Consider the following 26421-nt stretch of genomic DNA (forward strand, 5'->3'; position numbering starts at 1 on the left):
TTAGTTGAGCAATGTCGAAAGAGACAAACTTTGAGAGGCTTTAGACCATGTTATTTATGATCCATACGGTGGTATTGAATATTCGGTTGAGTTAAAAAAATAGCATTTTCGCTGCTACCACATAGAATATTGACAATTCTTATGAACCAAAAGGTGTCTATTACCCCTAAACCATATTTAATCTTTGAAAACCTTCCTGTTGATAGACAAATTAATATGTCACCTAATCCTTACAATTTAGATGCGTCTTGTAAAAGTGGCTATATTAGCGAAAATTTAATTATGATGTTTTCTTTATTGATCGGAGAGCCTTATTCAATTAAGTTTGAAGGCGAACATATAGTAAATAACCTAGTTCCTTTAGAGGATAATAAAAAAGATTATACAGGATTAGGATCTGAAGTTGAGTTAGATTTTCATATGAAAATGCTGCACTAAAATTTATAACGGATTTAAATTTATCTCCTAAAGGGGATACTTTTATCTGGTGTTCGCAATGGTGTTGATGGTCCGTTAACGATGATGCACGTCTAGCTTTAAAACTTTTAAGTGAGGAGGATTTGAGGAGCTTCAGGGATAATTTATATATAATTAATGTTCCCTATAGATGGAGAAAAAATGGGGTAACTTCTACAAGTAAAGTGCCCCTCGTTCAAGGGGACGGTGAATTCCCAGATATCAGCGCTGTTTTTTATCCAGGCATGTTAGAGCCACAGTCAAAAAAAGCCAAGGAAGCTTTAGATCATTTTTATGAAGCTATTAAGGCTATATCTTTTGGAATTGATGTACAACCAGGAAGATTATTATACATTGATAATAGAATGGCCCTACACTCTAGAGATAAATTTTTTGGATCATTTGATAGTTATGAAAATCCAATGCGATGGATTCAAAGAGTGTTTGTGTCTGCAGATTTATGGAATCATAGATATATAGAACAAATAAAAGAAAGAATATTTAATTTTCAATGTTAATATCCTGATAATGATATGATGTTGAGTATTATTCTGGTTTATATATTGACGATACATCTCATATGTATAGGTTTCTCCCGCATAATCATACCTGATTATAAGCTATGGTGACCTATTGGTTTTCTATGGCTGCATTTGATTTTTGTTATTTTTTCCCTTCCTTTCAAACCGCTAGGGGGATTTTCCTATCAAGCCCCTGAAAGAGCTATTTGGAGTAATTTCATAATGCAAAACCAAAACATAGTAACAAACTTTTCTATTGTTTTCATAGGCATAATGGCTTGCATGGTTGCACCCTTCAAGCAGTGTGGCTTTTTTTCTTGCACGATGAAATCATTCATATATGAGACAACATAATTAATTTATAACAGATAATTCAATGTATTATCTAAAAAATGCAACGAAATAGCTATTAATGTGAACATATGAATTAAAAAAACAAACATCGCGTACAAATAAATTCAAACATAATTGTGCACACGACTTATAACATTTTTTAGATGAACAAATAATAATACACCCCATGTCTTTAAACAAAGAATGAAAATCATAAAATGAGCTCTAAGGATAATAGAAACTCTCCACAAAGAAGAGACAGAGATGAAGACTCCAAAGACTTCATCATCACCATCCTTCATCATTTTGTTAACATATTCATTTTATACAAGAATCTTTCCCTCGGAAGAAATAGCATTTGCAATAGCTTCTTCGCTTGCCTCATCGGGTAATAACATCTCATTATGAGCACATCCCGATGGGATCATAGGAAAACAGTTTTCTAAATGATAAACACGACAATCAAAAAGAACAGGCTTATCACAGTCAATCATCTGCTGAATTTTATCATCAAGTTCATCGGGTTTTGAACAATGAATTCCCACGGCTCCATAAGCTTGTGCCAATTTCACAAAGTCAGGCATAGATTCCGTATAAGAATGAGAAAGACGATTACCATGCAGCAATTGCTGCCACTGGCGGACCATTCCCATATACTGATTATTTAAAATGAAAATTTTCACCGGTGTGTCATGCTGAATAGCTGTTGCAAGCTCTTGAATATTCATCTGAATGGAGGCATCACCAGAAATACACACAACAAGCGCATCAGGATGCGCTATTTGAACACCTATAGCAGCAGGTAAACCATACCCCATCGTTCCAAGACCACCAGAAGTCATCCAATGTTTTGGTTCATCAAAATGATAATACTGCGCTGCCCACATCTGATGCTGCCCGACATCCGTTGTAATATAAGCATTCGCATCTTTGGTAAAAGCATACAGCCGTTCAAGAGCATATTGCGGCATAATGACATCTTTTTTCTCCGCATATGCCAATGAATTACGAGCCTTCCAACGGTTAATTTGCGTCCACCACGCCTCACGGACTTCACTGTTAAACGCTGGTTGCTGTATCTTTAAGAGTTGCGTCATATCTCCTAAAACACAAGCCACATCACCAATAATTGGAACTTCTGCTTTTACAATTTTATTGATAGAAGAAGGGTCAATATCAATATGAATAATACGCGCATGAGGTGCAAATGCATCAAGGCGCCCGGTGATACGATCATCAAATCGTGCTCCAACAGCTAACATGACATCACAATCATGCATGGCCATATTAGCCTCATAGGTTCCATGCATTCCAAGCATTCCAAGCCAATTTTTACCGGAAGCAGGATAAGCACCAAGTCCCATTAATGTTGAAGTAATCGGAAAATCCCCCAATTGAACCAAATTACGTAAAAGCTGTATAGCTTTCATCCCCGATGAAATAACACCACCACCAGAATAAATAATAGGGCGTTTTGCCTCAACTAAAAGAGAAACGGCAGATTCAATAGCCTTAGTATTCCCTTTCAACGATGGAAAAGAATGTAAAGACTCCTGAACTTGAGGTGCTCTATAAAATCCTGAAGCAAATTGAACATCCTTAGGAATATCAATCAAAACCGGCCCAGGACGACCTGATTGAGCAAGAAAAAAAGCTTCATGAATAATAGCCGCAAGATCATTGACATTTTTAACCAGCCAATTACGCTTCGTACAAGGCTTTGTAATTCCAACTGTATCAGCCTCTTGAAAAGCATTTGTTCCAATCACCGTTGTTGACACCTGCCCAGAAAAACAAATAAGAGGTATCGAATCCATAAGAGCATCTTGCAAAGGTGTAACAGCATTCGTTGCCCCTGGACCAGAAGTCACAAGCATAACCCCTACCTTCCCTGTGCTGCGTGCATAGCCTTCAGCTGCATGCCCTGCAGCTTGTTCATGGCGCACCAAAATATGCTGGAGTGTATCTTGGTGATAAAGAACATCAAAAATAGGCAAAACAGCCCCACCAGGATAACCAAAAATATGTTCAACGCCTTGATCTATAAGAGCTTGAACCACTATTTCAGCGCCCGACATTATTTTTCCATCTGCACTCTCTTGCTTTCTTGGATCATTTCTCATTTTTCCCACTCACCTACTTTATAGGACAATAAAAAAGCCCCTAACGGAGCCCATAAAAAAAGCCCCCAAAGGAGCCCATTACACAACACATACTGTATGATTACCCCCATTATTCCAACGTATAAAATATATAAAAAATTCCTTGTAGAGAGATTTCTAATTCCATTGATACCATTCGTCAATAAAAAATTATATTTTCTAAAAAATTTCTTTTTCACGAATTATCTTTTATCTTTCGATAAGTTTCTTTGCAAAGCTCTAACTCTTTTATCAAAAAGTAAGCATCCATTCTTCATCAAATTGATTACGAAACCATGTCATTTGTCTTTTTGCATATCTCCTCGTTTGTATTTTCACCGCTTCAAGAGCACTCTCAAAGCTTCTATATCCATCCAAATAAGCCATAAACTCAGGTATACCAATAGCCTTCATTGCTGGTAATGAAGGGGAAAGTTTAAGTTTTTTCATAGCCACCACTTCTTCTAAAGCTCCTCTTTCAATCATAGAATCCAAGCGTTTATGAATACGTTCATAAAGCAGAGGACGTGGTGGCATGAGAAGAATTTTTTCGGTCAAATTTGGCGCAATGAGAGGTGTTGTTTTTTGTTTCTGCCACCAACTGAGCGACTTACCGGTTGCATCATAAACTTCCAAAGCACGTACAATACGCTGTCTATCGTGCGAAGAAATTTTTTCAGCAACAACAGCATCAATCTGCAACAACTGGCGATAAAGACTTTCAGGTCCCTCTTTATCAAGTAGCAAACGCCACTTCTGCCGCACAACATCTGGAACATGAGGGATTTCCGAAATCCCCTCTAAAAGAGCACGAAAATAAAGTCCTGTTCCACCAACAAAAATAACTGATCTTAAAGAAAAAGTAGCCAATAGCTTCTCGACATCACACAACCATTGCCCTACTGAATAGTTCAAAGTAGGACTCACATGACCATAAAGATAATGGGGAACAATCGCGGTGTCAGCCTCCCTCGGCCGTGCCGTTAAAATATTTAAAACATCATAAACCTGCATTGAATCAGTATTAATAATGAGAGCATTTTTTTCTTGAGCCATTTGCAAGGCAAGTTCTGACTTCCCACTTGCCGTTGGCCCTGCTATTAATGTAACTGTTCTCTGTGTCATGAATAGCAATTTCTCCCAATCAATAACTTATTGCAACATGCAGACACCCCCAAAGCCTTCCTGTATTTTCTCTCCATTATCATAGAGTAAATACTTCAAACAAAAATACGAACACAAATTCCCCTTAAGACAAAGCCCCTTATGAAACTTATAAAAAAGAAAAAATGGACTTAATAACAACACCAAAGGAATTTCCAAGCATTTTTTGCTATCATAATTCAATAACAAACCACAGCTATAATAATTCTGTCCGTTAAGGCCATTAAAAATATACTCTTTGTCATCATTTATGAAAATAATACTAAGTTTAATCTATACAATCAAATAGCTTTATTTTTTCCTATAAAAATAGCATGCTACGCCGGTTTATAATAAGAGCCTCATAAAGTATCATATCAATACCATTTACTTGCGCATCACAAGCAGAGATAAAAATGGACTTAAGAAAGGTGTACCAATATCTCTTATGCAGCATTTCAAAGTCTAGGCTGTTACAATATTGAGAACTGAAAAATACTATGATGACACCAATTTATACTTTGATATTCAGCATAAAGATATAATAATTTCCAATGGATTTTATATTGCACACCCCATACTCTCTATCGTGAAATGAGCTTGAGAAATATTGGACATCACATGGCTGACTTGCAAAATATCCCACACACTAAGGCTGATAAAAAACAAAAAATAATTTTTTAAGGATCAATCCATTAGGAGCGTTACGAACCGTAACTCTCCATCTGGACGCGCTACAATAAATAGAGCATTTTTGCGTCCAGCTTCACGTAATTTATGAATACGTTTTTTAGCCTCATCAATTGTTGTGATAGAACTCTGATTGATATCAACAATCACTTCACCAACGCGAATACGCTTTTTATCCGCGGCACTATTTTGTGCAACAGATGTCACCACTAGTCCTCGAAGTTTATCTGAAATTGAATAACGATGACGCAAATCCTCTGTCAGTTCAGATAACGTCATTCCCATAAATTGCATTGTCACGTTTTTCGACAGATCTTGATTTTTTTTATCATCAACTTCTTCTGTATCTTCATTTGGATCTGTTTCAATCAAACGTCCAAGCTTAACTTTTACTGTTGCTTCTTGCCCATTGCGTAAAATAGTAACGTCCACCACTTTTCCTTCTGAACTTTCTGCAACTAAACGCGGCAAATCACGTGCATGCTTAATTTTGGAATTACCAAAGGAAAGAATAACATCTCCAGTTTGTAACTGGCTATTATCTACATTATTTTCTTCCGTCTGTTCTATTTTACCAGCCACCAATGCTCCCACAGCATTGTCCAATTTTAAACTTTTTGCAATATCCTCTGTTACCGGCTGAATACGAATAGCCAACCAACCACGCCTTATTTCTCCAAAATCACGCAATTGATTGATAACAGAAAGAGCCATATCCGATGGAATAGCAAATCCAATACCGATAGATCCTCCCGAAGGTGAAACAATTGCTGTATTAATGCCAATGACTTCACCATTTCTATCAAATAACGGCCCACCAGAATTTCCCCGATTAATTGCTGCATCTGTTTGAATAAAATTATCATAGGGACCAGCATTAAGATCACGGTTACGTGCAGAAATAATACCAACCGTCACACTTCCACCAAAACCATAAGGATTACCAATAGCCATAACCCAGTCACCAATACGTGCTTTTTCTGAGTCACCAAAACGCACAGCTTTTAATTTTTTACTTCCTGCATCGACTTGAAGCAACGCCAAATCAGTTTTGCTATCCTTTCCAAGAAGCTTTGCCTTTAGTTTTGTACCATCCGTAAAATTAACTTCAATATCATCAGCATCTACAATAACATGATAATTTGTAACAATAATCCCTTTTTGCGCATCAATCACAAAACCAGAGCCTAAAGAACGCACCTTTTGAAATTGACTATCTTTTTGACCATCCTTGGGTGTAAAAAAATCACTGAAATATTCCTCCAGCAATGAATCTTTTGGGATAACGGGTACCGAGGTGTTTGCATCCTGTTCTGTTCCTTCAACAGTCTGCGCCGTGGAAATATTCACAACTGTTTCCAAAAGCTCAGAAGCTAAATCAGGAATAGAAAGCAATGCCTTGCTTGTCTCGGCTCCCCAAGACAAACTCACTGATCCTGATAGAAACAAAGTCACACAAAAAACAACTCTTGTGATAAAAAACTTTAAAAACGTATTTTTACTCACGATACTTCTATCCATGACATGCCTTTAATCAAAGATGCAAAGAGCCCCACTAAATTTATCTACGTAAAACCAGCACGGCTCGATACTCTCTACCACTTTTACCATAAAAGAAAATGGTCACAGATCATTCTTTTCATGCAAAATCTCGTATCTGCAATCCATTATTTTATCTATTCTCTCCCGATTTTGGATCAGTTTTACTGAGGCCAGTATTCATTGTCGGTAAGAATGCTTTATTTGCCTGCGGCGGATTACGAAAATAGAAAAAGAAATCCTCATTTGGAGAAATCACCATCGGTGTTTTCTCTAAATTCTTGTATTGTTCCATCGCCAACCAAAAATCGTAAAAAGACGGATTAGCCTCCCTCGCATTCAATAAAAGACGAATACTTTCAGCTTGACCTTCACCACGGGTAATTTCAGCATCACGCTTTGCAGCTGCTACAATTTCTTCATATTCACGATTAGCTTCTGCCACAATACGATCTCGCTCCTGCTGACCACGAGCCCGGATATTTTCCGCAGCAGCTTCACGTTCAGCTGCCATTTGCCGATAGACATCTTCTGAAACAGCATCAGTCAAATCGGTTTTACGAATACGCACATCAACAATGGTAATACCCAACGAGCCTGCATCTACAGAAAATTGCTTCTGTACTTCAGCCATCATCGCGCCTCGTTCATCCGATAAGGCTGCTTTAAATTCTCGCTTACCATAAACAGCACGCAAAGCGTCAATAAACCGTGGTGCAAGGTTTTCACGTGCCGCAATTTGTGGACGCCCAGAAGCAATGCGCTGTAAAAACAACTTAGGATCTGTAATACGGTAAATAAAGAACGCATCCACCTCATAATACGCACCACCACGAACCTGTACAGATTGTGTAGGAACATCGTAACGCAATAACCGATTATCAACAATGATCATCTTATCGATAAAGGGCGCCTTGAAATAGATTCCAGGATTAGATTCTACCTGAACAATTTGTCCAAAACGCTTAATTGCTACTTGTTGACGAGGATAGACGATAAATACGGACATCCACAAAATCATCAAAACAAACACTATAGCACTAAAAACAAACAAAAAGCGAGATTGCTGCATAATTAATCTCCTCCAGAAATACGAGAATCTAAGAGTAACGCAGGACGCGCTGCTGTTGCCTTTACTTTTTCCGATGACTTGCTACGCAACAATTCATTCAAAGGTAAATAAGGCACCGCTGGAGAATTTGCCTGATCAAGAACCAGCTTATTTGGTGAAGAAAGAATCCGCCCCATCGTCTCCATATAGAGACGGTAGCGAGCAGCTTCTGGTGAAATCGCAGCCTCTCGAGCTATCGCCTGAAAACGTTCAGCACGCCCTGTTGCCTCTTCAACCATTTGTGCCTTTTCACCTTTTGCGATTTCCCGTGTGCGTGAAGCTTCACCATTTGCTAAACCAATTTTCGTAAAACGCACACGATTCCCCTCTTCAATCATTCTTCCACGTTCCTGCTCCGCCTGCTGAACAGAATTAAACGCAGCAGCAACCTTTGTCGGAGGAGCAGCTTCACTGATAGAAACACGGCTTATTTCGACACCAAGTTGATATTTATCCACAGTCAACTGGATAATCTTTCTAACGTCATTAGCAACTTCTTCTTTCTTGTCACGTAAAACATCATCAACCGGCCGCGAACCAATGACCTCACGCATTGCACTCTCAGCAACTTGGCGGACAGTTCCCTCTTGATCATTCACATTGAATAAAAACTGACTAGGGTATGAAATCCGGTAATAAACGGAAAAATTAACATTAACGATATTTTGATCACTCGAAAGCATTAAACCATCACTTTGTTGCGCCTGACCGGGCTTCCCACCAATCGCGATTGTTTTTTCCGTTAAAGGGACTTTCATATAGGTCTCAATTGGCCAAAAATGAAAATGCAACCCATCACCAATAATGCCTTCTTTAGGGATGCCAAAGCGCAACTCTACCGCTTGTTCATTTTGCTGAACAATATAAATTGACTGGTATAGCCAAAAAAACACAATAAGCAGAAGGAATAAAACAGAAAAACTGCTTCTCCCGAATTGTTTAAACTGATCCTGCCCTTTGCGCAAAATTTCATTAAGATTAGGACCATTTTCGCCACCAGAACCAAAGAGATTCTTAGCTGGTGTCTTTTTGTCACCACTGTTTTTATCGCCACTCCACGGGCCACCACCATTTTGATTTGTCCAGGGCATTATCACCTCTTTAACTGATTACCACTACTCGAACACCAACCATTTGCTTGATCTTATAGGGTGTCTCTTACCTCATTACAATACAACTGATAAACCCTTTCACTTCATATTACAAAAAATTATTTCCGCTCATAAACAACAAAACGTGTCGGATGACTATCTTTATCCCCTTTTGGAATATCTTGTGTTTGCACAATAGTCCACTTTTCTTTATCAAAAACAGGAAAAAAACTATCACCTTCTATAGAAGCTAAAACTTCTGTAAGGAATATTTTATCAGCCATATGCAACCCTTGTTGAAAAATTTCACCCCCACCAATAATAAAAATTTCCTCTACATCATTTTGAGAAGCAACATTTGTTGCAAGAGAACAAGCTTGCGATAAAGAGTGAGCAACATCAGCCCCTTCAGCACAAAAGGTACAATCACGCGTAATGACGATATTTGTACGCCCTGGTAAAGGTCTCCCAATAGAATCCCAAGTTTTTCTTCCCATAATAATGGGCTTACGCAACGTCAAAGCTTTAAAGCGTTGCAAATCCGTCGATAAATGCCACGGCATGGCACCTTCACGACCGATAACACCATTTTCTGCAACAGCAGCAATTAAACAAATGGAAATCGTCATATTGCTACCGGCGCTTTAATATGGGGTTGTGCTTCATAATTAAGCAACTCAAAATCCTCAAATTGAAAAGAAAAAAGATCTGTTACCGCTGGGTTTATGCGCATACATGGCAAAGCATTTGGTATACGAGACAATTGATATTTTGCCTGTTCAAAATGATTAGAATAAAGATGAGCATCTCCCAGAGTATGAATAAAATCGCCTACTTTAAGACCGCTTACTTGCGCAATCATCATCGTTAGCAATGCGTAGGATGCAATATTGAATGGAACACCTAAGAAAATATCCGCCGAACGCTGATAAAGTTGACAAGATAATTTCCCCTCCGCAATGTAAAATTGAAAAAGACAATGACACGGAGGCAACGCCATTTCCTCTATTAATGCAGGATTCCAAGCTGATACAATCAAGCGACGAGAATCTGGCGTCTCCTTAATCATCGTTAAAAGATTGTTAATTTGATCAATATGGCGTCCATCAGGAGCGGGCCAAGAACGCCACTGATAACCATAAACAGGACCAAGATTTCCCTTTTCATCAGCCCACTCGTCCCAAATTGACACACCATGCTCTTTCAACCAAGCGATATTTGTATCGCCTTTAAGAAACCACAAAAGTTCATAAATAATTGAACGTAAGTGTAGTTTCTTTGTTGTCAACAACGGAAATCCTGCTTGTAAATCAAAACGCATCTGATACCCAAAGATAGATCGCGTTCCAACACCCGTTCGATCTGTCCGATCAATACCCTGATTTAAAACATGAGATAAAAGAGCAAGATATGATTTCATGAGGGTATTATGTCCGATTCTTCTTATTATAGAAAATAAAAACTGTAAAATCCGTACAAACATAATTCAAATCTTTTTCCAAAAACATCTTACACAAGAAATTATCATGATCTAACTAAATTTTTGATGCAAAAGATAAAATACTATAGACAGCTTCTAAAAAAATGACATAAATGAACAAAGATGGATGAACATCAAATAAAGGGATCGACTATGGAAAAACAAGAAGCTTTAAAACCACATGATACAAGAAAACGTATCTGGGCTATCGTGTCCAGTGCATCAGGTAATCTAGTAGAATGGTATGACTTTTATGTTTATTCCTTTACATCTATTTATTTTGCATCACAATTCTTTCCCTCAGATGGCAATGACGTTACGCAACTTTTAAAAGCGGCGGGTGTTTTTGCTATTGGTTTTCTTATGCGCCCAATAGGCGGATGGCTTTTTGGCTTCATTGCCGATCGTTACGGACGCAAACGCTCAATGCTTATCTCTGTTTTTATGATGTGTGGTGGTTCGTTCTTAATCGCCCTACTTCCTACCTATGAAACCATTGGAATGGCAGCAGGAATTCTTTTACTTTTACTCAGAATGCTTCAGGGGCTTTCTGTCGGTGGTGAATATGGTACAACAGCAACTTATATGAGCGAAATCGCCCTCAAAAATCGCCGCGGATTTTTTAGCTCTTTCCAATATACCACACTGATTGGTGGTCAACTTCTAGCCAGTCTCGTTATATTCATTTTAGCGCTTTATCTCACCGAAGATCAGCTAAAAGCGTGGGGCTGGCGTATTCCATTTGCCATTGGTGGATGCGGCGCAATTGTTGCGATTTATCTACGCCGCACACTCCATGAGACAACGACCAAAGAAAGTCGTTCTAGTGCACAAGCTGGTAGTATTAGGGGACTTCTGAGCAACCACCGAAAAGCTTTCTTTCTGGTTATTGGCTTTACAGCTGGAGGATCGCTCACATTCTACACCTATACGACTTACATGCAGAAATATCTGATCACAACCACTGGCTTTGATAAACATACAGCCACAACAATCATGACAGCTGCACTCTTTGTTTTCATGTTACTCCAACCCCTCTTTGGTGCTCTTGCAGATAAAATTGGAACAAGAACTTCACTCCTTATTTGGAGTGTCTTATCTATTATCTTTACCATTCCTGGACTTAATATGATTGGTAGTACTGATAGTACATGGATTGCTTTATCAGTCATTACTGGAATGCTCTGCATTATGAGCTTTTATACATCTATCTCTGGCATTGTAAAATCAGAAATGTTTCCTGCTTCAGTACGAGCAATAGGAGTTGGGCTCTCTTATGCTATTGCCAACGCACTGTTTGGCGGTTCTGCTGAATATGTCGCACTTGGATTAAAAGATCTTGGATATGAATCTGTCTTCTATTTTTATATAACCGGCATGATGATTATTGCATTCATTGCTGTTCTCTTAATGCCAGATGCTCGCAAAAAAGGGTATTTACAAGGAGACGATATTCATTAACCTTTAATGTTAACAAACAAGGATTTTAACAAAAAAGCCCAGAGTACTGGGCTTTTTTTATATCCTTTCCGATAGAAGTTTAAAGCTCACAATTTTTTATCCCTTCAAACACTCTAAAGAAGCAATGTTCCCTCCTGCACACGCCGCTTATAAAAATAAATGGCTTCATATTATTATGTAATAAATACTTCTTTAGCTGAATTTAATTCACTGAAGATAAAAAACGTTTGATTTATTTTAATATTCCCATGCCCACTCAAAATCGAAGAAAAGTGATTATCTTTCAAGATAATTTTATCAATAATAAAGATTACACTCATGATTTTGTTTAATACGTTCTTAATAGTACCCCCTCATGCAAAACAAATTCTTTCATGAAAATAGAAAATACCATTATATTATGAATTCGCACACTTTTTTGAGAAACATTTCTCAATGCACCCAACTCCATTTCACAACGACACCCGTGAATGACATAACGTAAAAGCCCCGTAAAATATAAACATGAACATTACTCTCTTTACACTTAATAAAAGTGCAAGCCGCTATCATTATACTTTTGACGAACTCTTAATATTGTACTCCCCCTTAACACTTAAGCTCATTCATAAAAAGTATTTTAACAGATACACCAACCTCGCATGAAATAGTCAATAACATCATTTTACGAAACAACATCAAGCATATAAACTAAAGAGTATCATATCTTCATAAACACTCTGCATATGCAAATAATTCACAATCAAACAAAAAATAATATTTCCTTAAGGATAGTAAAAAGCGTATGATTTACGCAATGTAACAACACCATGAGCCCAAAACACCACTGATAGCTCTAGAAAAAATCTTTATGTTTCCCTAAAAAATTATCATGATACAATGGCGTTTTTATAATGCACATCGTAAATAGCTTTAAAAAGAAGAAAAGTTATAAATCTAAAAGGGGAATACTTCATGAATAATCAAACAACTTTAGATCCACATGATACAAGGAAACGTATTTTTGCTATCATATCCAGCGCATCAGGAAATCTGGTAGAATGGTACGACTTTTATGCTTACTCCTTTGCATCGGTTTATTTTGCATCACAATTTTTTCCTGAAGATGAAGATATTGTTACACAACTGTTAAAAACGGCAGGAATCTTTTTTATTGGCTTTCTTATGCGTCCAATTGGAGCATGGCTCTTTGGATACATTGCGGATCGTTATGGACGTAAACGCTCAATGCTTATTTCTGTTTTTATGATGTGTGGTGGCTCTTTTCTCATTGCCATACTTCCCACTTATAAAACCTTGGGAATAACAGCAGCATTTCTTCTCCTTTTAGTCCGTATGTTTCAAGGGCTTTCCGTTGGCGGTGAATATGGTACAGCAGCAACGTATATGAGTGAAGTTGCGCCCAAAAATCGTCGTGGTCTCTTTGCTTCTTTTCAATATGCAACAACGATCTCAGGTCAACTTCTGGCAAGTTTTATAATATTTATTTTAGCCATTTACCTTAACGAGGATCAGTTAAAAGCATGGGGATGGCGTATTCCCTTTGTCATTGGTGGCTTTGGAGCAATCGTTGCAATTTATCTGCGTAGCTTGCTTCATGAAACAACAACCCTCAAAAGCCGCTCTGAACAACACGCTGGTAGTCTTAAAGAACTTTTTCGTAATCATAAAAAAGCTTTCTTTTTGGTTGTTGGCTTTACAGCTGGTGGATCTCTCACATTTTATACATACACCACTTATATGCAAAAATATCTGATCACAACCACTGGTTTTGATAAACAAACCGCAACAACGATAATGACTGCCGCCCTCTTTGTTTTTGTGCTACTCCAACCCCTTTTTGGTTCCCTAGCCGATAAAATTGGAGCAAGAGCTTCACTCATTAGTTGGGGGGCATTATCCATTATCTGCACCATTCCTGTACTTAAAATGATCGGTAATGCCCATAATCCATGGACAGCACTCTTAATCATTATTGGAATACTCTGTGTTATGAGTTTTTATACGTCCATTGCTGGTATCATAAAAGCAGAATTGTTCCCTGCTTCAATCCGAGCAATTGGTGTTGGATTTGCTTTTGCCATTGGCAACGCACTCTTTGGCGGTTCTGCTGAATATGTAGCGCTTGGATTAAAAAATATGGGATACGAATCTGTTTTCTTTTTTTACATCGTTGGTATGATGGTCATTGCACTCATCTCTATTCTTCTTATGCCCGATATAGATAAAGGAGGATATCTCGATAAAGACGATAGACTTCATTAAACTTATTTTCTGGATAAAAAAAGCCCAAGAAATTGGGCTTTTTTTGATCTCCTCTCCACCCTAGTAAAGAACGAAAAGCCCGCCCCGCATTCATCTTACAAACAACTCAGTTTCTTTTAAATTGTCTATAGTTACTGCCCTCTTTAATGTAATTTACTTGATAAGATTCTATGGGCAGCCCTACCCTAAATATTTATCACGATATCTAAAAAACACCTCATACGGAAAACCTTATCTGAGGCTTACCTCACCCTCCTAAATGATGATGTGTTATGATACAATAAGATAATTAAGGACACAAAATCCCCTTTTACATTACTTAAGCTTTTTGAAATATTTTCAGTTTTGGGGCTTTCTGCTCATAAAGACCATCTCTTCTATAATCCTCCGGTATGATGCCAATATTGCATTCTTCTCATCAAGTTTAAAGGTATCTTGATCTACTTTTCAATGTTCTCTCCCTTTAAATGCAATGTGATAACTTTTTATTCTACAACACAAGTAAAAATCTTAAAACGAATGACAACATAACTCTAATAAATCATCTTAAAGAGTTTCCCTAAGAAATTATTATAATACCATTGAATTTTTCTGGAAATCATAAACAATTATGTTTAGAAAATATGAACTATAAATCCAAAAGGGGAACAATTCATGAAAAATGAAACAACTTCAGCATCACAGGATGCAAGAAAACGTGTTTTTGCTATTATAGCAAGCGCATCAGGAAATCTCGTAGAATGGTATGATTTTTACGTTTACTCATTTGCATCAATTTATTTTGCATCACAATTCTTTCCCTCCGATGGTGATACGATTACGCCACTGTTAAAAACCGCAGGTGTGTTTTTTATTGGCTTTCTTATGCGCCCTATTGGAGCTTGGTTTTTAGGGTTTGTCGCCGATCGTTATGGACGTAAACGCTCGATGCTTATATCCATTTTTATGATGTGTGGTGGCTCTTTTTTCATCGCCATACTTCCCACCTATGAAACCTTAGGAGTAACATCAGCAATCCTTTTACTTTTAGCTCGGATGATGCAAGGACTTTCAGCAGGTGGTGAATATGGTACAGCAGCCACTTATATGAGCGAAGTTGCTCTCAAAAAACATCGTGGGCTTTTTGCTTCTTTCCAATCTGCCACCCTTATTACAGGTCAACTTCTTGCCAGCTTCATTATATTTATTCTAGCATCTTATCTCTCTGAAGATCAGTTAAAAGCATGGGGATGGCGCATTCCTTTTGTGATTGGTGGTTTCGGGGCAGTGATTGCGATTTATCTGCGTCGTTCTCTCCACGAAACAACCACGAAAGAAAGCCGCTCTCACAAACACTCTGGCAGTCTTAAGGAACTTCTCACCAAGCATACAAAAGCCGTTGTCGTAATTGCATGCTTTGCATCAGGAGGATCACTCACATTTTACACCTTTACGACTTATATGCAAAAATATCTGATCACAACCACCGGCTTTGATAAACATACCGCAACAACGATTATGACAGCTGTACTATTTATTTTCATCCTATTCCAACCCATAGCTGGTATCATAGCCGATAAAATTGGAACAAAAACTTTACTTATCATTTGGAGTATACTCTCTGTCATCTTTACATTTCCTGGACTCTGGATAATCGGTAATACGCATAGTATATGGGTTGCCTTTTCCGTCATTATTGGCTTGCTCTTCATTATGAGCATGTATACATCCATCTCTGGTGTCGTCAAATCAGCAATGTTTCCCTCTTCAATACGCGCATTAGGCGTTAGCATCTCTCATGCCATTGGCAACGCCTTATTTGGTGGTTCTGCTGAATACGTTGCGCTTGGATTTAAAAAGTACGGTCATGAATCACTCTTTTATTTTTATATAACCGTCGTGATGATCATGGCATTCATTGCTCTTCTCTTTGTCCCGAGTATGCGTAAAGGAGGCTACCTCCAAGAGGATGAAAAACATTAACCCTTTTTATCAACGAAAAAGCCCAAGAAATTGGGCTTTTTTTATCATTATCACAAATTTAATATTGTTTAAATTTTATGAAGTGCATTAAGTTGCTTAGCAACTAGATAATAAAAAGTCAGTCGACTTTTTCTACGCTCTCCAGACATCATCTCAGCCACTTTTGAAACAGCCGTTTTAGCACTCTTCTCATCGGCTTCTAAAACATCTTGAACCCATTTTTCAACACGTTCTAACTCTTTTGGATCCGATATAGCAACAAGCGCTGCATCCTGCTTTTTCATCACTAAAGCTAAACGACGGCTAAGTCGTTCTACTGCTGCTTCATCGGGATTTGAATCATATAGTTTAATATCTGCTAAATTATTTGTCATTTTGCATCATCTCCTCTCCAAAAATGAGCGGACTATACTTTACAGCCGCATCATATAGCTCCATAAATAATTAGAGGATTAAAAATATTAACAACCCCCCCTTTTCCTAAGACTGTTCTTCATCTATATTTAGAGGGCTGGTTTACCAGCTATGGTAATAAATGGACGGTGAAATAAACCTATTGGACCCGGGGGCGGTACCCGGCGCCTCCACCAAAATATAAGAAACCAAAATTATATTTTGGTGGGGGCGAAATAGGATCGACAAGGGTGTAAAGATCGCTCTTTTACTCGGCATTGTACCACCGTTATCGGGCTAAATGAGTAGTTGCAAATGACAACTATGCGGAAGCACGTCTCGCCGCTTAAGGTGGTGTGAATGTTTCAATTTAAGTCTTAAACCGTCGCAGGTTTAAGCGGGGTTCGGAGGCACCTGGCAACAGAAGCCTTCACTTTTTTAAATGTTGTTGATTGATCTATCAGACATTATCAGACATTATTTACCATAGAGTTTCGTATTTATTCGATTTATTGAGGTGCATCGTAGAAAAAATCTGCTAATTTAAAATATATTCTGTCACACAATATCAATACGCCCCATTCTGCTACGTGAAATAAAAGGAATAAACTTCGATGGTTAAAGATCAAATCCGTTACGATATTCTCGTTCAGGATGCGCTTCGTGGAGTTATCCGTAAAGTTTTATCGGAAGTTGCCAAAGCAGGTCTTCCGGGAAATCATCATTTTTTTATAACTTTTTTGACAAATGCCCCAGGCGTTAAAATTTCTCCTCGGCTAAAAAATCGCTATCCCGAGCAAATGACAATCGTCTTACAACATCAATTTAGAGATCTCAGTGTTTCAGAAACAGCTTTCGAAGTAACCCTCTCTTTCAGGGAAATAACCGAAAAGCTCGTGATTCCTTTTACTTCCATTCAGGTCTTTTATGATCCTGTAGCAGCATTTGAAGCAGCATTTGATCTGCCCTCAAATCTGACCTCTGGAGAAAGTGAAAATTCAGAAAATACCTCAACTACGCCTATTACCTTATCAAACAAACAAAAAAAAGAAAATACGCTTACAAAAGAACAAAATCTCAGTACAAATAAAGAACCTTCAAATAACGATGCAAAACAAAATCAAAGTGCTGATGTTGTCTCTTTAGATTCCTTTCGGAAAAAATAATTTTTCTCATGACTGAATTGATTAATCTTCGCCAATTTCGAAAACAAAAAAAACGTACAGAAAAATCTCTTTGTGCTGAGCAAAATCGTTATCGTTTTGGACGAACAAAAACTGAAAAAAATTTTGAGCAGCAAAAATCTTTAAAAATGCAAAAATTTCTTGATCAAAATCGTTTGCGAAACGACGAATAAAGGTGGAAAAATGCACGAAAATAATTCTATCGATTGGTCAAAAGTCATTCCACGAAAGATATCTGTTCGCGTTGATGGACACGCAACAAGCGTCTCTTTAGAACCACCATTTTTAGATATTCTAAAAGATATAGCCCGCAAAAAAGGACAATCTTTAGCCTTTATTATTACCGATATTGATAGCAAAAGACCACAACAAGTAAATCTTTCGGCTTCGTTACGCGTTTATGCCCTTCAAAGCGTTCTCACCCAAAGCCTTTAATGTTTGTGCTTATTTTTTTACGTTCTCTTTCTGTCTGTTCAACTGAAACTGTTGTGACTTTTTAAGAGAAGTTTTTTTAATCTAGAACTTCAATAAAAAAAAGACTACAAAAGAGAGATAATGAGTAATTTTTCTGATCATACCATACCTTTCTTTGAAGAAGATTCCCCTCCAGACCATGATAAGAAGAGCTCTGGTTTTTTCTCCCATACTCTAAAAGAACAAAAATCATATAACACAGACTATTTAGAACAACTCAATCCAGAACAGCAACAAGCTGTTATGAATACTGAGGGACCTCTTTTAGTTCTTGCAGGTGCTGGTACAGGAAAAACACGCGTTTTAACAACCCGTATTTCTCACATTTTACGCTCTGGACTTGCCTCTCCTCAGCAAATACTTGCTGTCACTTTCACCAACAAAGCAGCACGTGAAATGAAAATACGTATTGGTGAACTTATTGGAGAAGTTGTTGAAGGTATGCCTTGGCTTGGAACCTTTCATTCCACTGGAGCTAAAATTTTACGCCGTCACGCAGAGCTTGTTGATTTAAAAAGAAACTTTACAATTCTCGATAGCGATGATGTTCTTCGACTTTTAAAACAACTTATTCAAGCTGAAGGATTAGACGATAAGCGTTGGCCCGCACGAAACCTTGCCATGATGATTGATTCTTGGAAAAATCAAGGACTCTCACCAACACATATCTCAAAAAGTGATGCTCATTCCTTTGGTAATGGCATGGGACGTGAACTTTATCACAGTTATCAAAATCGATTAAAAGATCTTAATGCTTGTGATTTTGGTGACCTTCTACTTCATTCTATCTCTATCTTCCAACATAATCCAGATATCCTTCGCGAATATCATTCTCAATTTCGTTATATTCTCGTCGATGAATATCAGGATACAAATACAGCACAATATCTTTGGCTTCGCCTTTTGGCCCAACATCCTCAAGGTCAACATGTTAATCTTTGTTGTGTTGGCGATGATGATCAATCCATTTATGGATGGCGTGGTGCAAAAGTCGAAAACATATTACGTTTTGAAAAAGATTTTCCTTCTGCTAAAATTATTCGTCTAGAACGCAATTATCGCTCAACATCTCATATTCTCAAAACCGCCTCCCATCTCATTGCGCATAATGAAGAAAGACTGGGAAAAGTCCTTTTTTCTGCTCAAATAAAGAGCGAGGAAGAAAAGGTAAAAATTCATTCAGCATGGGATTCGGCAGAAGAAGCACGAGCAATTGGAGAAGAAATCGAACGCGCACAACAAACCGGTCATGCATTAAATCATATGGCTATATTGGTACGCGCATCATTTCAAATGCGTGAATTTGAAGATCGCTTTGTAACGCTTGGCCTTAATTATCGCGTTATTGGTGGTCCTCGTTTTTATGAGCGGATGGAAATACGTGATGCCATGGCTTATTTACGCGTTGTTGTCCAACCCACTGATGATTTAGCTTTTGAGCGTGTTATTAATACACCGAAACGCGGCATAGGAGATGCAACCCTGCGCATTCTTTATGAGAGTGCACGTGCACGTGCTGTTCCTCTCTTTTCTGCTGCCGCTGACATCATTGAAACAGATGAATTAAAGCCTAAGGCACGCAGTGCGTTACGAAGCCTCATTGAAAACTTCCGCCGCTGGCAAAATATGCTTCAAGACACTCCTCATAGAGAACTTGCCGAGATCGTCCTTGATGATTCTGGTTATACAACCATGTGGTTAGAAGATCGTTCACCAGAGGCTCCTACAAGACTAGAAAATCTTAAAGAAATGATTCGTTCCATGGAACAATTTGAAAATCTTCAAAGTTTTTTGGAACATGTTGCACTCGTTATGGAAACGGAAAATAATGAAAATATGGATGCAGTCAACATCATGACACTTCATTCAGCCAAAGGGCTTGAATTTGAAACAATTTTTCTTCCAGGTTGGGAAGAAGGACTCTTTCCCCACCAGCGCTCATTAGATGAAGGTGGACGTTCAGGATTAGAAGAAGAACGGCGTCTTGCTTACGTAGGTCTAACAAGAGCAAAAAAACATTTGCATATATGGTTTGTATCGAATCGAAGAATTCATGGACTTTGGCAACCTGCTCTTCCCTCCCGTTTTCTAGATGAATTACCAGCAGAACATATAGAAGTTGTAGAAATGGAAACATCCTATGGTGGTTATGGAAAATCTTCCTTTCAATATCACGATTCTTTTTATAATGACTATGCAACACCAAGACAAAAGCGTGCACAAAAAAACAAGAATATTGAAGGAAAAATTATCACGCAATCAATCTCTCATACACCATCAGATTTTTCTGTCAATGATCGGATTTTTCACATAAAATTTGGTTATGGTTATATTATAGCAATAGACGATCGTAAATTGACAATAATGTTCGAAAAAGCCGGAGAAAAGCGTGTACTAGATAATTTTGTAAACAAAGCTTAATTACAAGCAAACCATGATCCGTTTTTCCAAGAGATCATTTTGTTTTATTCTGACTATCATTTCCATTTGCGAACAAAGGCTTCAATGGGCAAATTTTGCATATCAGGCAATGCGTCGTGAATTTTATTAAGTGGCCAATCCCACCAAGCCATATCTAAAAGGCATTCTATCACATGATTGGGAAAACGCATCCGCAATCGCTTAGCAGGCACCCCAACGACAATCGTATAAGGCATAACATCTTTCGTTATAACAGCGTTCGCGCCAATGATAGCGCCATGACCAATTGTCACCCCAGGCATAATAACCGCACCATGTCCAATCCACACATCATGCCCAATAATAACACGTTTTGCACAACGCCTTTCACGAAAACCACTATCTAATGCCATATAACGAAAATATTCGTTTGGACGATAGGTTATTTTATGCGTTGAAACGCGCTCCATAGGATGCTCCAACGCATTCATCCGTACATGAGATGCAATAGAACAAAAACGCCCAATATCGCTATAAATAGCCTCACTATTACGCTCTAAATAAGAAAAATCTCCAACGGTTACATCCCGTAAAATCACCCGCTCATTAATTTCCACATAGCGCCCTAATTTACAACCATGCAGCCGCGCTGTCGTATGGATACGAGGTTCACTTTCATGAAATCGAAGATCTTTCTCAATATTCATACATCTTTCACCAATGTTTTATCAATAGATATGGAAAAACATACCAATCAAGCCAATAAAATCAACCATGAAACAAACATTGCAAAACAAACCTGCCGATGTTACAATTTCTCGATCTATCTAAGAGAGTCAAACTATGAAAAATGTAATACGCATCTTGGGGCTGACAATCATATTTCTTGCAGGTGTTTTTATTTATGATACGCTGACAAATAAGCCTTTAGGTGATAACTTTACTCTCACTGATTCTAATGGAAAAAATATTACTGAGGCTGATGTTCGAAGCAAGCCTTCAATAATTTTTTTCGGCTTCACTATGTGTCCTGAAAGCTGCCCTACCACACTGATGAATCTTGATCGATGGCTTACAGCCCTTGGGCCTGAAGCTGATAAATTAGGTATATGGTTTGTGACTGTTGATCCTGAACGTGACACACCAAAAGTACTCCATGATTATCTCAGTAATTTTAACAATAAAATTGTTGGCATTAGTGGAGATCCTGATAAAGTTCATAAAATGGTCAATTCTTTCAACATCGTTGCTGAAAAAGTCCCTGAAACAGATGGAAACTATACATATAACCATACAGCAGCAATTTTTTTACTCAAAAAAGGTGGAAAATTAGCTGGCGTTATTCGTTATGACACGAAAGAAAGCGATAGCGAATTAAAAGATGAAATCGCCATTGAACGGTTAAAAAAACTCATCTTAAACTAAAAAAAAGCCGATCAAAAGAAAGAACAGCATGTCGCAACAAATTCGCCTCTATTATACTGCTTCTAAAAATGAAGCAGAACGGTTCTATACCCTTATAGAAACAGCCTTTGACGAAGAAGGTTATCCTCTTGCTCTTACAGAGATAGATGAACAAAATGCTGTATATGAGCTTTCTCTATATGTCGATCAAGACAATCAAGAGAACGCATTAAAACATTTTGCAAGCGTTCTCTCTATAGATTTTGATAAAATTAATATGGAAGTTTTACCCAACATTGATTGGGTACAAAAAAGCCTAGAAGGACTAAAACCTGTGCAAGCCGGTCCTTTTTTCCTTCATGGAAGTCACAACCGAAACGCCATTCCAGCAAATGTTCTCCCTATTGAAATTGAAGCTAATCAAGCTTTTGGCACCGGACATCATGGAACAACAGCCGGTTGTTTAGAAATGATTGCCAAAGTCATGAAACACGAAAATCCCCAAAATGCCCTTGATCTTGGTACTGGGAGCGGTGTACTAGCCATTGGCATAGCAATGCTCAAACCAATTACTGTGCTTGCATCCGATATTGACCCAATTGCTATTCAAGTTGCACAACACAATATCGAATTCAATGGTGTCAATGAATATGTTACAGCTATTACAGCAACAGGTTTTGCCCATGATGCAATTGCATCACGAGCTCCTTTTGATCTCATTGTTGCCAATATCCTTGCTAATCCGCTTATTGAACTTGTGCAAGAAGTGGTAACGGCACTTCAAAAAGGGGGATCACTTATACTCTCTGGAATTCTTGAAGAACAACATGCCCATGTTTTGGAGACTTATATAAAACAAGGACTGAAGCATATCGAAACATACCACCGGCAAGGATGGGTTACGATACACCTGAAATAAAATAAAAGAAAAGGACGTCGTTATGTATCAATCTTTTGAGGCGACAACAAATCCTGCTTATGCAGCAGAACGCATTTCTTGCCTTCGTAAAGAACTCGATCACCTTGGACTCGATGGTTTTCTTGTTCCGCGGTGCGATGAACACCAAGGAGAGTATGTCCCTCCTCATGCTCAACGCCTTAGCTGGTTAACCGGCTTTACTGGATCAGCTGGGATTGCACTGATTTTAAAAAACAAAGCCATCATATTTACAGATGGGCGATATAAGCTCCAAGTTCGCCAACAAACTGATCCTGATATTTTTAATTATGAAGATCTCATAACTTGTCCTCCCTCACAATGGCTTGAAAAAAATGGTCAAAAACTTTCTATTGGCTTTGATCCATGGCTCCACACGATTGCTGCCACCGATGCATTAAAAAACGCATTAGAAATGAAAGCAGGTGGAAAACTTGTAGAAGTTCAACATAATCCCATTGATCTGCTCTGGCATGATCAACCAAAATTACCACAATCTGCCTTATCAATTCACCCTCTCAAATATGCTGGGTGCGATACAGATGAAAAACTCGCTTTGATTTACAAAGATATACAGCAAACTCATGCAAATGCTTTTATTTTTACAGACCCCTCTTCCATTGCATGGACATTCAATATACGGGGCAATGATGTTTCCAACACGCCTTTTTCCCTTTGTTTTGCTCTCATTCCACTTAACAAAACACCAGCTTTATTCATTGACAGCAAAAAACTTGGTGTAGAACAGAAACAATATCTAGAACGTTATGCAAAATTATATGAACCAGAACAGCTTATTCCCAAGATCAAAGAGTATGTTCAAAAAGGGACAGTGTTTGCCTTAGATCCACAGCTAACATGCGAAAAATTACGAACTGTTATTGAAGAAAAAAATAGCTTTTTTATCACACTTACCGATCCTGCTGCTCTACCACGTGCCATTAAAAATGACACAGAACTCAATGGCGCACGCAAAGCGCATCTACGCGATGGTGTTGCCCTAACCCGTTTTTTTTCTTGGTTAGATAAACAAATACCAGGGTCAATAAGTGAAATTTCTGCTGCTCAAAAATTAGAAGAATTTCGCATAAATACAGCAAAAGAAATGGGAGAAAAACTTGAAGATCTTTCTTTTGATACAATCTCCGCAACAGGAGAAAATGGTGCCATTATTCATTATCGTGTAACAACGCAAACAAATAAACAACTCAAAGCCGGTGAACTTTACCTCGTTGATTCAGGTGGACAATATCGTGATGGCACGACTGATGTCACACGTACAGTAGCAATTGGGAATATTGGAGAAGAAGAAAAACGCTGTTTCACTCTTGTTCTCAAGGGCATGATTACTCTTTCAACTGCTTGCTTTCCCAAAAGAACCCGTGGACAAGACCTTGATGCTCTTGCACGCATTGCATTGTGGAAAGCTGGTTTTGATTATGCCCATGGCACCGGTCATGGTGTTGGATCTTATCTTTCTGTCCATGAAGGACCGCAAAATATTTCTCGTAAAGGGTGCCAAGAACTCATCTCCGGTATGATTCTTTCAAACGAGCCAGGCTATTACCGCGAAGGCGCTTTTGGTATCCGTCTTGAAAATTTGATGATTGTGAAGCCAGCACAAAAAATTGATGGTGGAGATATAGAAATGCTCTCGTTCGAAACACTTACACATTGCCCCATTGATCGACGGTTAATCCTTCCAGAGCTTTTGACACAAGAAGAACGACAATGGCTCAATGATTACCATGCGCGCGTTTATCAGATGAATGCACCTTACTTAAATGAAGAAGATAAAAAATGGGCAAAAGAAGCAACAATGCCCCTTTAAATGAAGCAACCTATAACTTTTACCCTTTCTACAAAACACTACACCCTTCTCTTTTAAAGAGAGAAGTGCGAATTTACCATCAGCAAACACAAAAAATATTTCTACAAGATACTTCAAGTTTTTTGCTGGTACGGTAAACGCTAACCTCGGTGAAGCAAGATGAGATACACCTATACGCGGTAATACTTATCTTGGCGATCTCCATCTAGACACTCTCATATCCCTAGTTTCTTTATATGGAAACTTTCGTTATATTTTGTAACCCTCCGCATCGTATTTCTAAAACACCTATTATAACCAGCTTATTACGCTGTTTGGATTCAAAAATTCTGCATATTTATTCGAATAAATTTTACCTTTTTGTTTGCTTCACAATGATAATTTATATTATTTTAATTCTTGAATCATTTACAATAGCTGTAATTCATTATAATACATATTGCTACAATGAAATAGAATCTGCCATGAAATAAAATTAAGTATTTAGAATTAAAAGAAGGAGCATGATGATAACATCAGCGTTAAGATTTTTTATTTATTTGCATAGTTAACAATACAATATTATTTTCTAGACTATTACTTACTGTTGAAAAAACGTTATCCACAATATAGATAGTTTCCAACTGCACAGTATAAAAACAACATATATGGAGGCATGTGTTTTTACCTGAATGTGTTATTCAGCTAAAAATTAACGACAATAACAGAGGATATAAAAACTAGATAACACAAAAACAGTCACGTAAATAAAGAAGATTCAAACTCTCTACAGAGTTTTACAAATGCTCTGAAAAATACACAATAAAACGTGTGTCTTATAGCTTGTTAGTTAACAAAATCTTAAGCACAGATCTTAGTAATCTATATCCTTTCCTTATCCAGTATTTTAGAAATAAAGTGACTATCTTAATGCGTATAATTTTATTTTATTCCGTAATATTATTATTTGGATACTATATTGGGCCTTCTGTATTGAAGGAAATTACTAAATTTAAGCGAGTTCCTATTGCTTTATTTTCTGAAAATCAAGTCATTACTCAAAATCAGTACGATAAATTATACGAAGAGTACGTAAAGACACAATATCCTGATAATATATACGAAGAGCGCCTAGAAATTGCAAAAAAATATCTGGATAATAAGAGTTATGGTGTATATCATGTTCTAAGCCCTGGGATGATAGTACTAATTCCTGAAAATATAAATCTTATCCATGCGAAAGTTGTTTGGTGTGCATGCCTTGTGGACTTATTACAGGGAGAGTACAATAAAAAATTTCCAGCATTATCCCTCCCTACCTACCTACATACATAAGCTACATTCTCAATATAATTGGAAAGAAAACGATTTCATTTGGGCAAAAAATTTAGTCATGAACTCGACAGATCCAATGTTTAGATACGCACGAATGGTATTTAATTCTGAAATATTCTCAATCCAAATACTAGCTCTAATAAACGAAATTTCCTATGCTGAGAAATTTGAGAGAGATGAAGGAAGTCAGGAAAAAAATTATGCTGCTAGACGCATTAGCGAATATCCGAAATTTTGTAATGAAATTGGACAAGTGTACCATCTAATAATGCCTGATAAGTATAGGTACCA

At 37.7% G+C, this 26421-nt stretch carries 22 protein-coding genes and 1 other RNA gene; 14 read left to right on the plus strand and 9 right to left on the minus strand.

Features of this window, described 5'->3' with window-relative positions; genetic code table 11:
• Nucleotides 1-141 precede the first annotated feature (141 nt).
• Entirely contained in the window at nt 142-438 is a 297-nt protein-coding gene (locus ACFIMK_RS07660) for a hypothetical protein (RefSeq protein ID WP_375662099.1), read from the plus strand.
• A 122-nt stretch (nt 439-560) separates the two neighbouring features.
• The gene (locus ACFIMK_RS07665) at nt 561-974 is read left to right on the plus strand and encodes a TauD/TfdA family dioxygenase (RefSeq protein WP_375628865.1); all 414 of its coding nucleotides are present in this window, start codon (nt 561-563) and stop codon (nt 972-974) included.
• A gap of 659 nt (nt 975-1633) precedes the next feature.
• Here the strand turns inward: ACFIMK_RS07665 and ACFIMK_RS07670 are convergent.
• From ACFIMK_RS07670 to ACFIMK_RS07700, 7 genes are all read right to left on the minus strand, one after another.
• On the minus strand, nt 1634-3433 hold the full coding sequence (locus tag ACFIMK_RS07670) for an acetolactate synthase 3 large subunit (protein WP_375613385.1): 1800 nt from the start codon (nt 3431-3433) through the stop codon (nt 1634-1636).
• Between the two features lie 270 nt (nt 3434-3703).
• Entirely contained in the window at nt 3704-4576 is an 873-nt protein-coding gene (miaA, locus tag ACFIMK_RS07675; RefSeq protein WP_375671896.1) for a tRNA (adenosine(37)-N6)-dimethylallyltransferase MiaA, read from the minus strand.
• A 705-nt stretch (nt 4577-5281) separates the two neighbouring features.
• Complete coding sequence (locus ACFIMK_RS07680) at nt 5282-6805, minus strand: Do family serine endopeptidase (protein WP_375638325.1); 1524 nt, start codon at nt 6803-6805, stop codon at nt 5282-5284.
• A gap of 151 nt (nt 6806-6956) precedes the next feature.
• The gene (gene hflC, locus ACFIMK_RS07685; protein WP_375606990.1) at nt 6957-7895 is read right to left on the minus strand and encodes a protease modulator HflC; all 939 of its coding nucleotides are present in this window, start codon (nt 7893-7895) and stop codon (nt 6957-6959) included.
• Nucleotides 7896-7897: 2 nt separating this feature from the next.
• Nucleotides 7898-9025, minus strand: a complete 1128-nt coding sequence (gene hflK / locus ACFIMK_RS07690) for an FtsH protease activity modulator HflK (RefSeq protein ID WP_375613382.1) — start codon at nt 9023-9025, stop codon at nt 7898-7900.
• A 119-nt stretch (nt 9026-9144) separates the two neighbouring features.
• Nucleotides 9145-9654 carry a dihydrofolate reductase gene (locus ACFIMK_RS07695; protein WP_375628859.1) on the minus strand — a complete coding sequence of 170 codons (510 nt, stop codon included), beginning with the start codon at nt 9652-9654 and terminating at the stop codon, nt 9145-9147.
• Entirely contained in the window at nt 9651-10445 is a 795-nt protein-coding gene (locus ACFIMK_RS07700; protein ID WP_273722957.1) for a thymidylate synthase, read from the minus strand. The genes ACFIMK_RS07695 and ACFIMK_RS07700 overlap by 4 nt, the downstream gene beginning before the upstream one ends.
• Before the next feature lie 213 nt (nt 10446-10658).
• Here ACFIMK_RS07700 and ACFIMK_RS07705 point away from each other — a divergent pair, with 213 nt between their 5' ends.
• The 3 genes from ACFIMK_RS07705 to ACFIMK_RS07715 all read left to right on the plus strand — a co-directional run bounded on the left by ACFIMK_RS07705 (nt 10659) and on the right by ACFIMK_RS07715 (nt 16193).
• A complete protein-coding gene (locus ACFIMK_RS07705; protein WP_375612016.1) occupies nt 10659-11966 on the plus strand; it encodes an MFS family transporter in 1308 nt (435 codons plus the stop codon).
• A gap of 954 nt (nt 11967-12920) precedes the next feature.
• A complete protein-coding gene (locus ACFIMK_RS07710) occupies nt 12921-14231 on the plus strand; it encodes an MFS family transporter (RefSeq protein WP_375612015.1) in 1311 nt (436 codons plus the stop codon).
• Nucleotides 14232-14885: 654 nt separating this feature from the next.
• Entirely contained in the window at nt 14886-16193 is a 1308-nt protein-coding gene (locus ACFIMK_RS07715; protein WP_375683077.1) for an MFS transporter, read from the plus strand.
• Between the two features lie 68 nt (nt 16194-16261).
• Here ACFIMK_RS07715 and ACFIMK_RS07720 read toward each other — a convergent pair whose 3' ends face one another.
• A complete protein-coding gene (locus tag ACFIMK_RS07720; protein WP_375638327.1) occupies nt 16262-16567 on the minus strand; it encodes a DUF2853 family protein in 306 nt (101 codons plus the stop codon).
• A gap of 97 nt (nt 16568-16664) precedes the next feature.
• Between ACFIMK_RS07720 and ssrA the strand changes: the two genes are divergently transcribed.
• The 5 genes from ssrA to ACFIMK_RS07745 all read left to right on the plus strand — a co-directional run bounded on the left by ssrA (nt 16665) and on the right by ACFIMK_RS07745 (nt 20665).
• Nucleotides 16665-17021, plus strand: a transfer-messenger RNA (tmRNA) gene (gene ssrA, locus ACFIMK_RS07725).
• Between the two features lie 179 nt (nt 17022-17200).
• The gene (locus ACFIMK_RS07730) at nt 17201-17752 is read left to right on the plus strand and encodes an SspB family protein (RefSeq protein ID WP_375612012.1); all 552 of its coding nucleotides are present in this window, start codon (nt 17201-17203) and stop codon (nt 17750-17752) included.
• A gap of 8 nt (nt 17753-17760) precedes the next feature.
• Nucleotides 17761-17943 (plus strand): DUF4169 family protein, encoded by a 183-nt coding sequence (locus tag ACFIMK_RS07735; protein WP_375612011.1) that lies wholly within the window; start codon nt 17761-17763, stop codon nt 17941-17943.
• 10 nt (nt 17944-17953) lie between these two features.
• Nucleotides 17954-18205 (plus strand): ribbon-helix-helix domain-containing protein, encoded by a 252-nt coding sequence (locus ACFIMK_RS07740; protein ID WP_375612010.1) that lies wholly within the window; start codon nt 17954-17956, stop codon nt 18203-18205.
• A 120-nt stretch (nt 18206-18325) separates the two neighbouring features.
• The gene (locus ACFIMK_RS07745) at nt 18326-20665 is read left to right on the plus strand and encodes an ATP-dependent helicase (protein WP_375683076.1); all 2340 of its coding nucleotides are present in this window, start codon (nt 18326-18328) and stop codon (nt 20663-20665) included.
• A 56-nt stretch (nt 20666-20721) separates the two neighbouring features.
• Here the strand turns inward: ACFIMK_RS07745 and ACFIMK_RS07750 are convergent, their stop codons facing one another.
• The gene (locus tag ACFIMK_RS07750; protein WP_375668342.1) at nt 20722-21351 is read right to left on the minus strand and encodes a DapH/DapD/GlmU-related protein; all 630 of its coding nucleotides are present in this window, start codon (nt 21349-21351) and stop codon (nt 20722-20724) included.
• Nucleotides 21352-21487: 136 nt separating this feature from the next.
• Here ACFIMK_RS07750 and ACFIMK_RS07755 point away from each other — a divergent pair, with 136 nt between their 5' ends.
• From ACFIMK_RS07755 to ACFIMK_RS07770, 4 genes are all read left to right on the plus strand, one after another.
• Nucleotides 21488-22069, plus strand: a complete 582-nt coding sequence (locus tag ACFIMK_RS07755; protein ID WP_375628847.1) for an SCO family protein — start codon at nt 21488-21490, stop codon at nt 22067-22069.
• Nucleotides 22070-22097: 28 nt separating this feature from the next.
• Nucleotides 22098-22967 (plus strand): 50S ribosomal protein L11 methyltransferase, encoded by an 870-nt coding sequence (locus ACFIMK_RS07760; protein WP_375668341.1) that lies wholly within the window; start codon nt 22098-22100, stop codon nt 22965-22967.
• A gap of 22 nt (nt 22968-22989) precedes the next feature.
• Nucleotides 22990-24816 (plus strand): aminopeptidase P family protein, encoded by a 1827-nt coding sequence (locus tag ACFIMK_RS07765; RefSeq protein ID WP_375671893.1) that lies wholly within the window; start codon nt 22990-22992, stop codon nt 24814-24816.
• Nucleotides 24817-25725: 909 nt separating this feature from the next.
• On the plus strand, nt 25726-26130 hold the full coding sequence (locus ACFIMK_RS07770; protein WP_375638329.1) for a hypothetical protein: 405 nt from the start codon (nt 25726-25728) through the stop codon (nt 26128-26130).
• Nucleotides 26131-26421: the final 291 nt, after the last annotated feature.

This window comes from Bartonella sp. AP280QHHD, from assembly GCF_042196125.1.
GTDB lineage: Bacteria > Pseudomonadota > Alphaproteobacteria > Rhizobiales > Rhizobiaceae > Bartonella.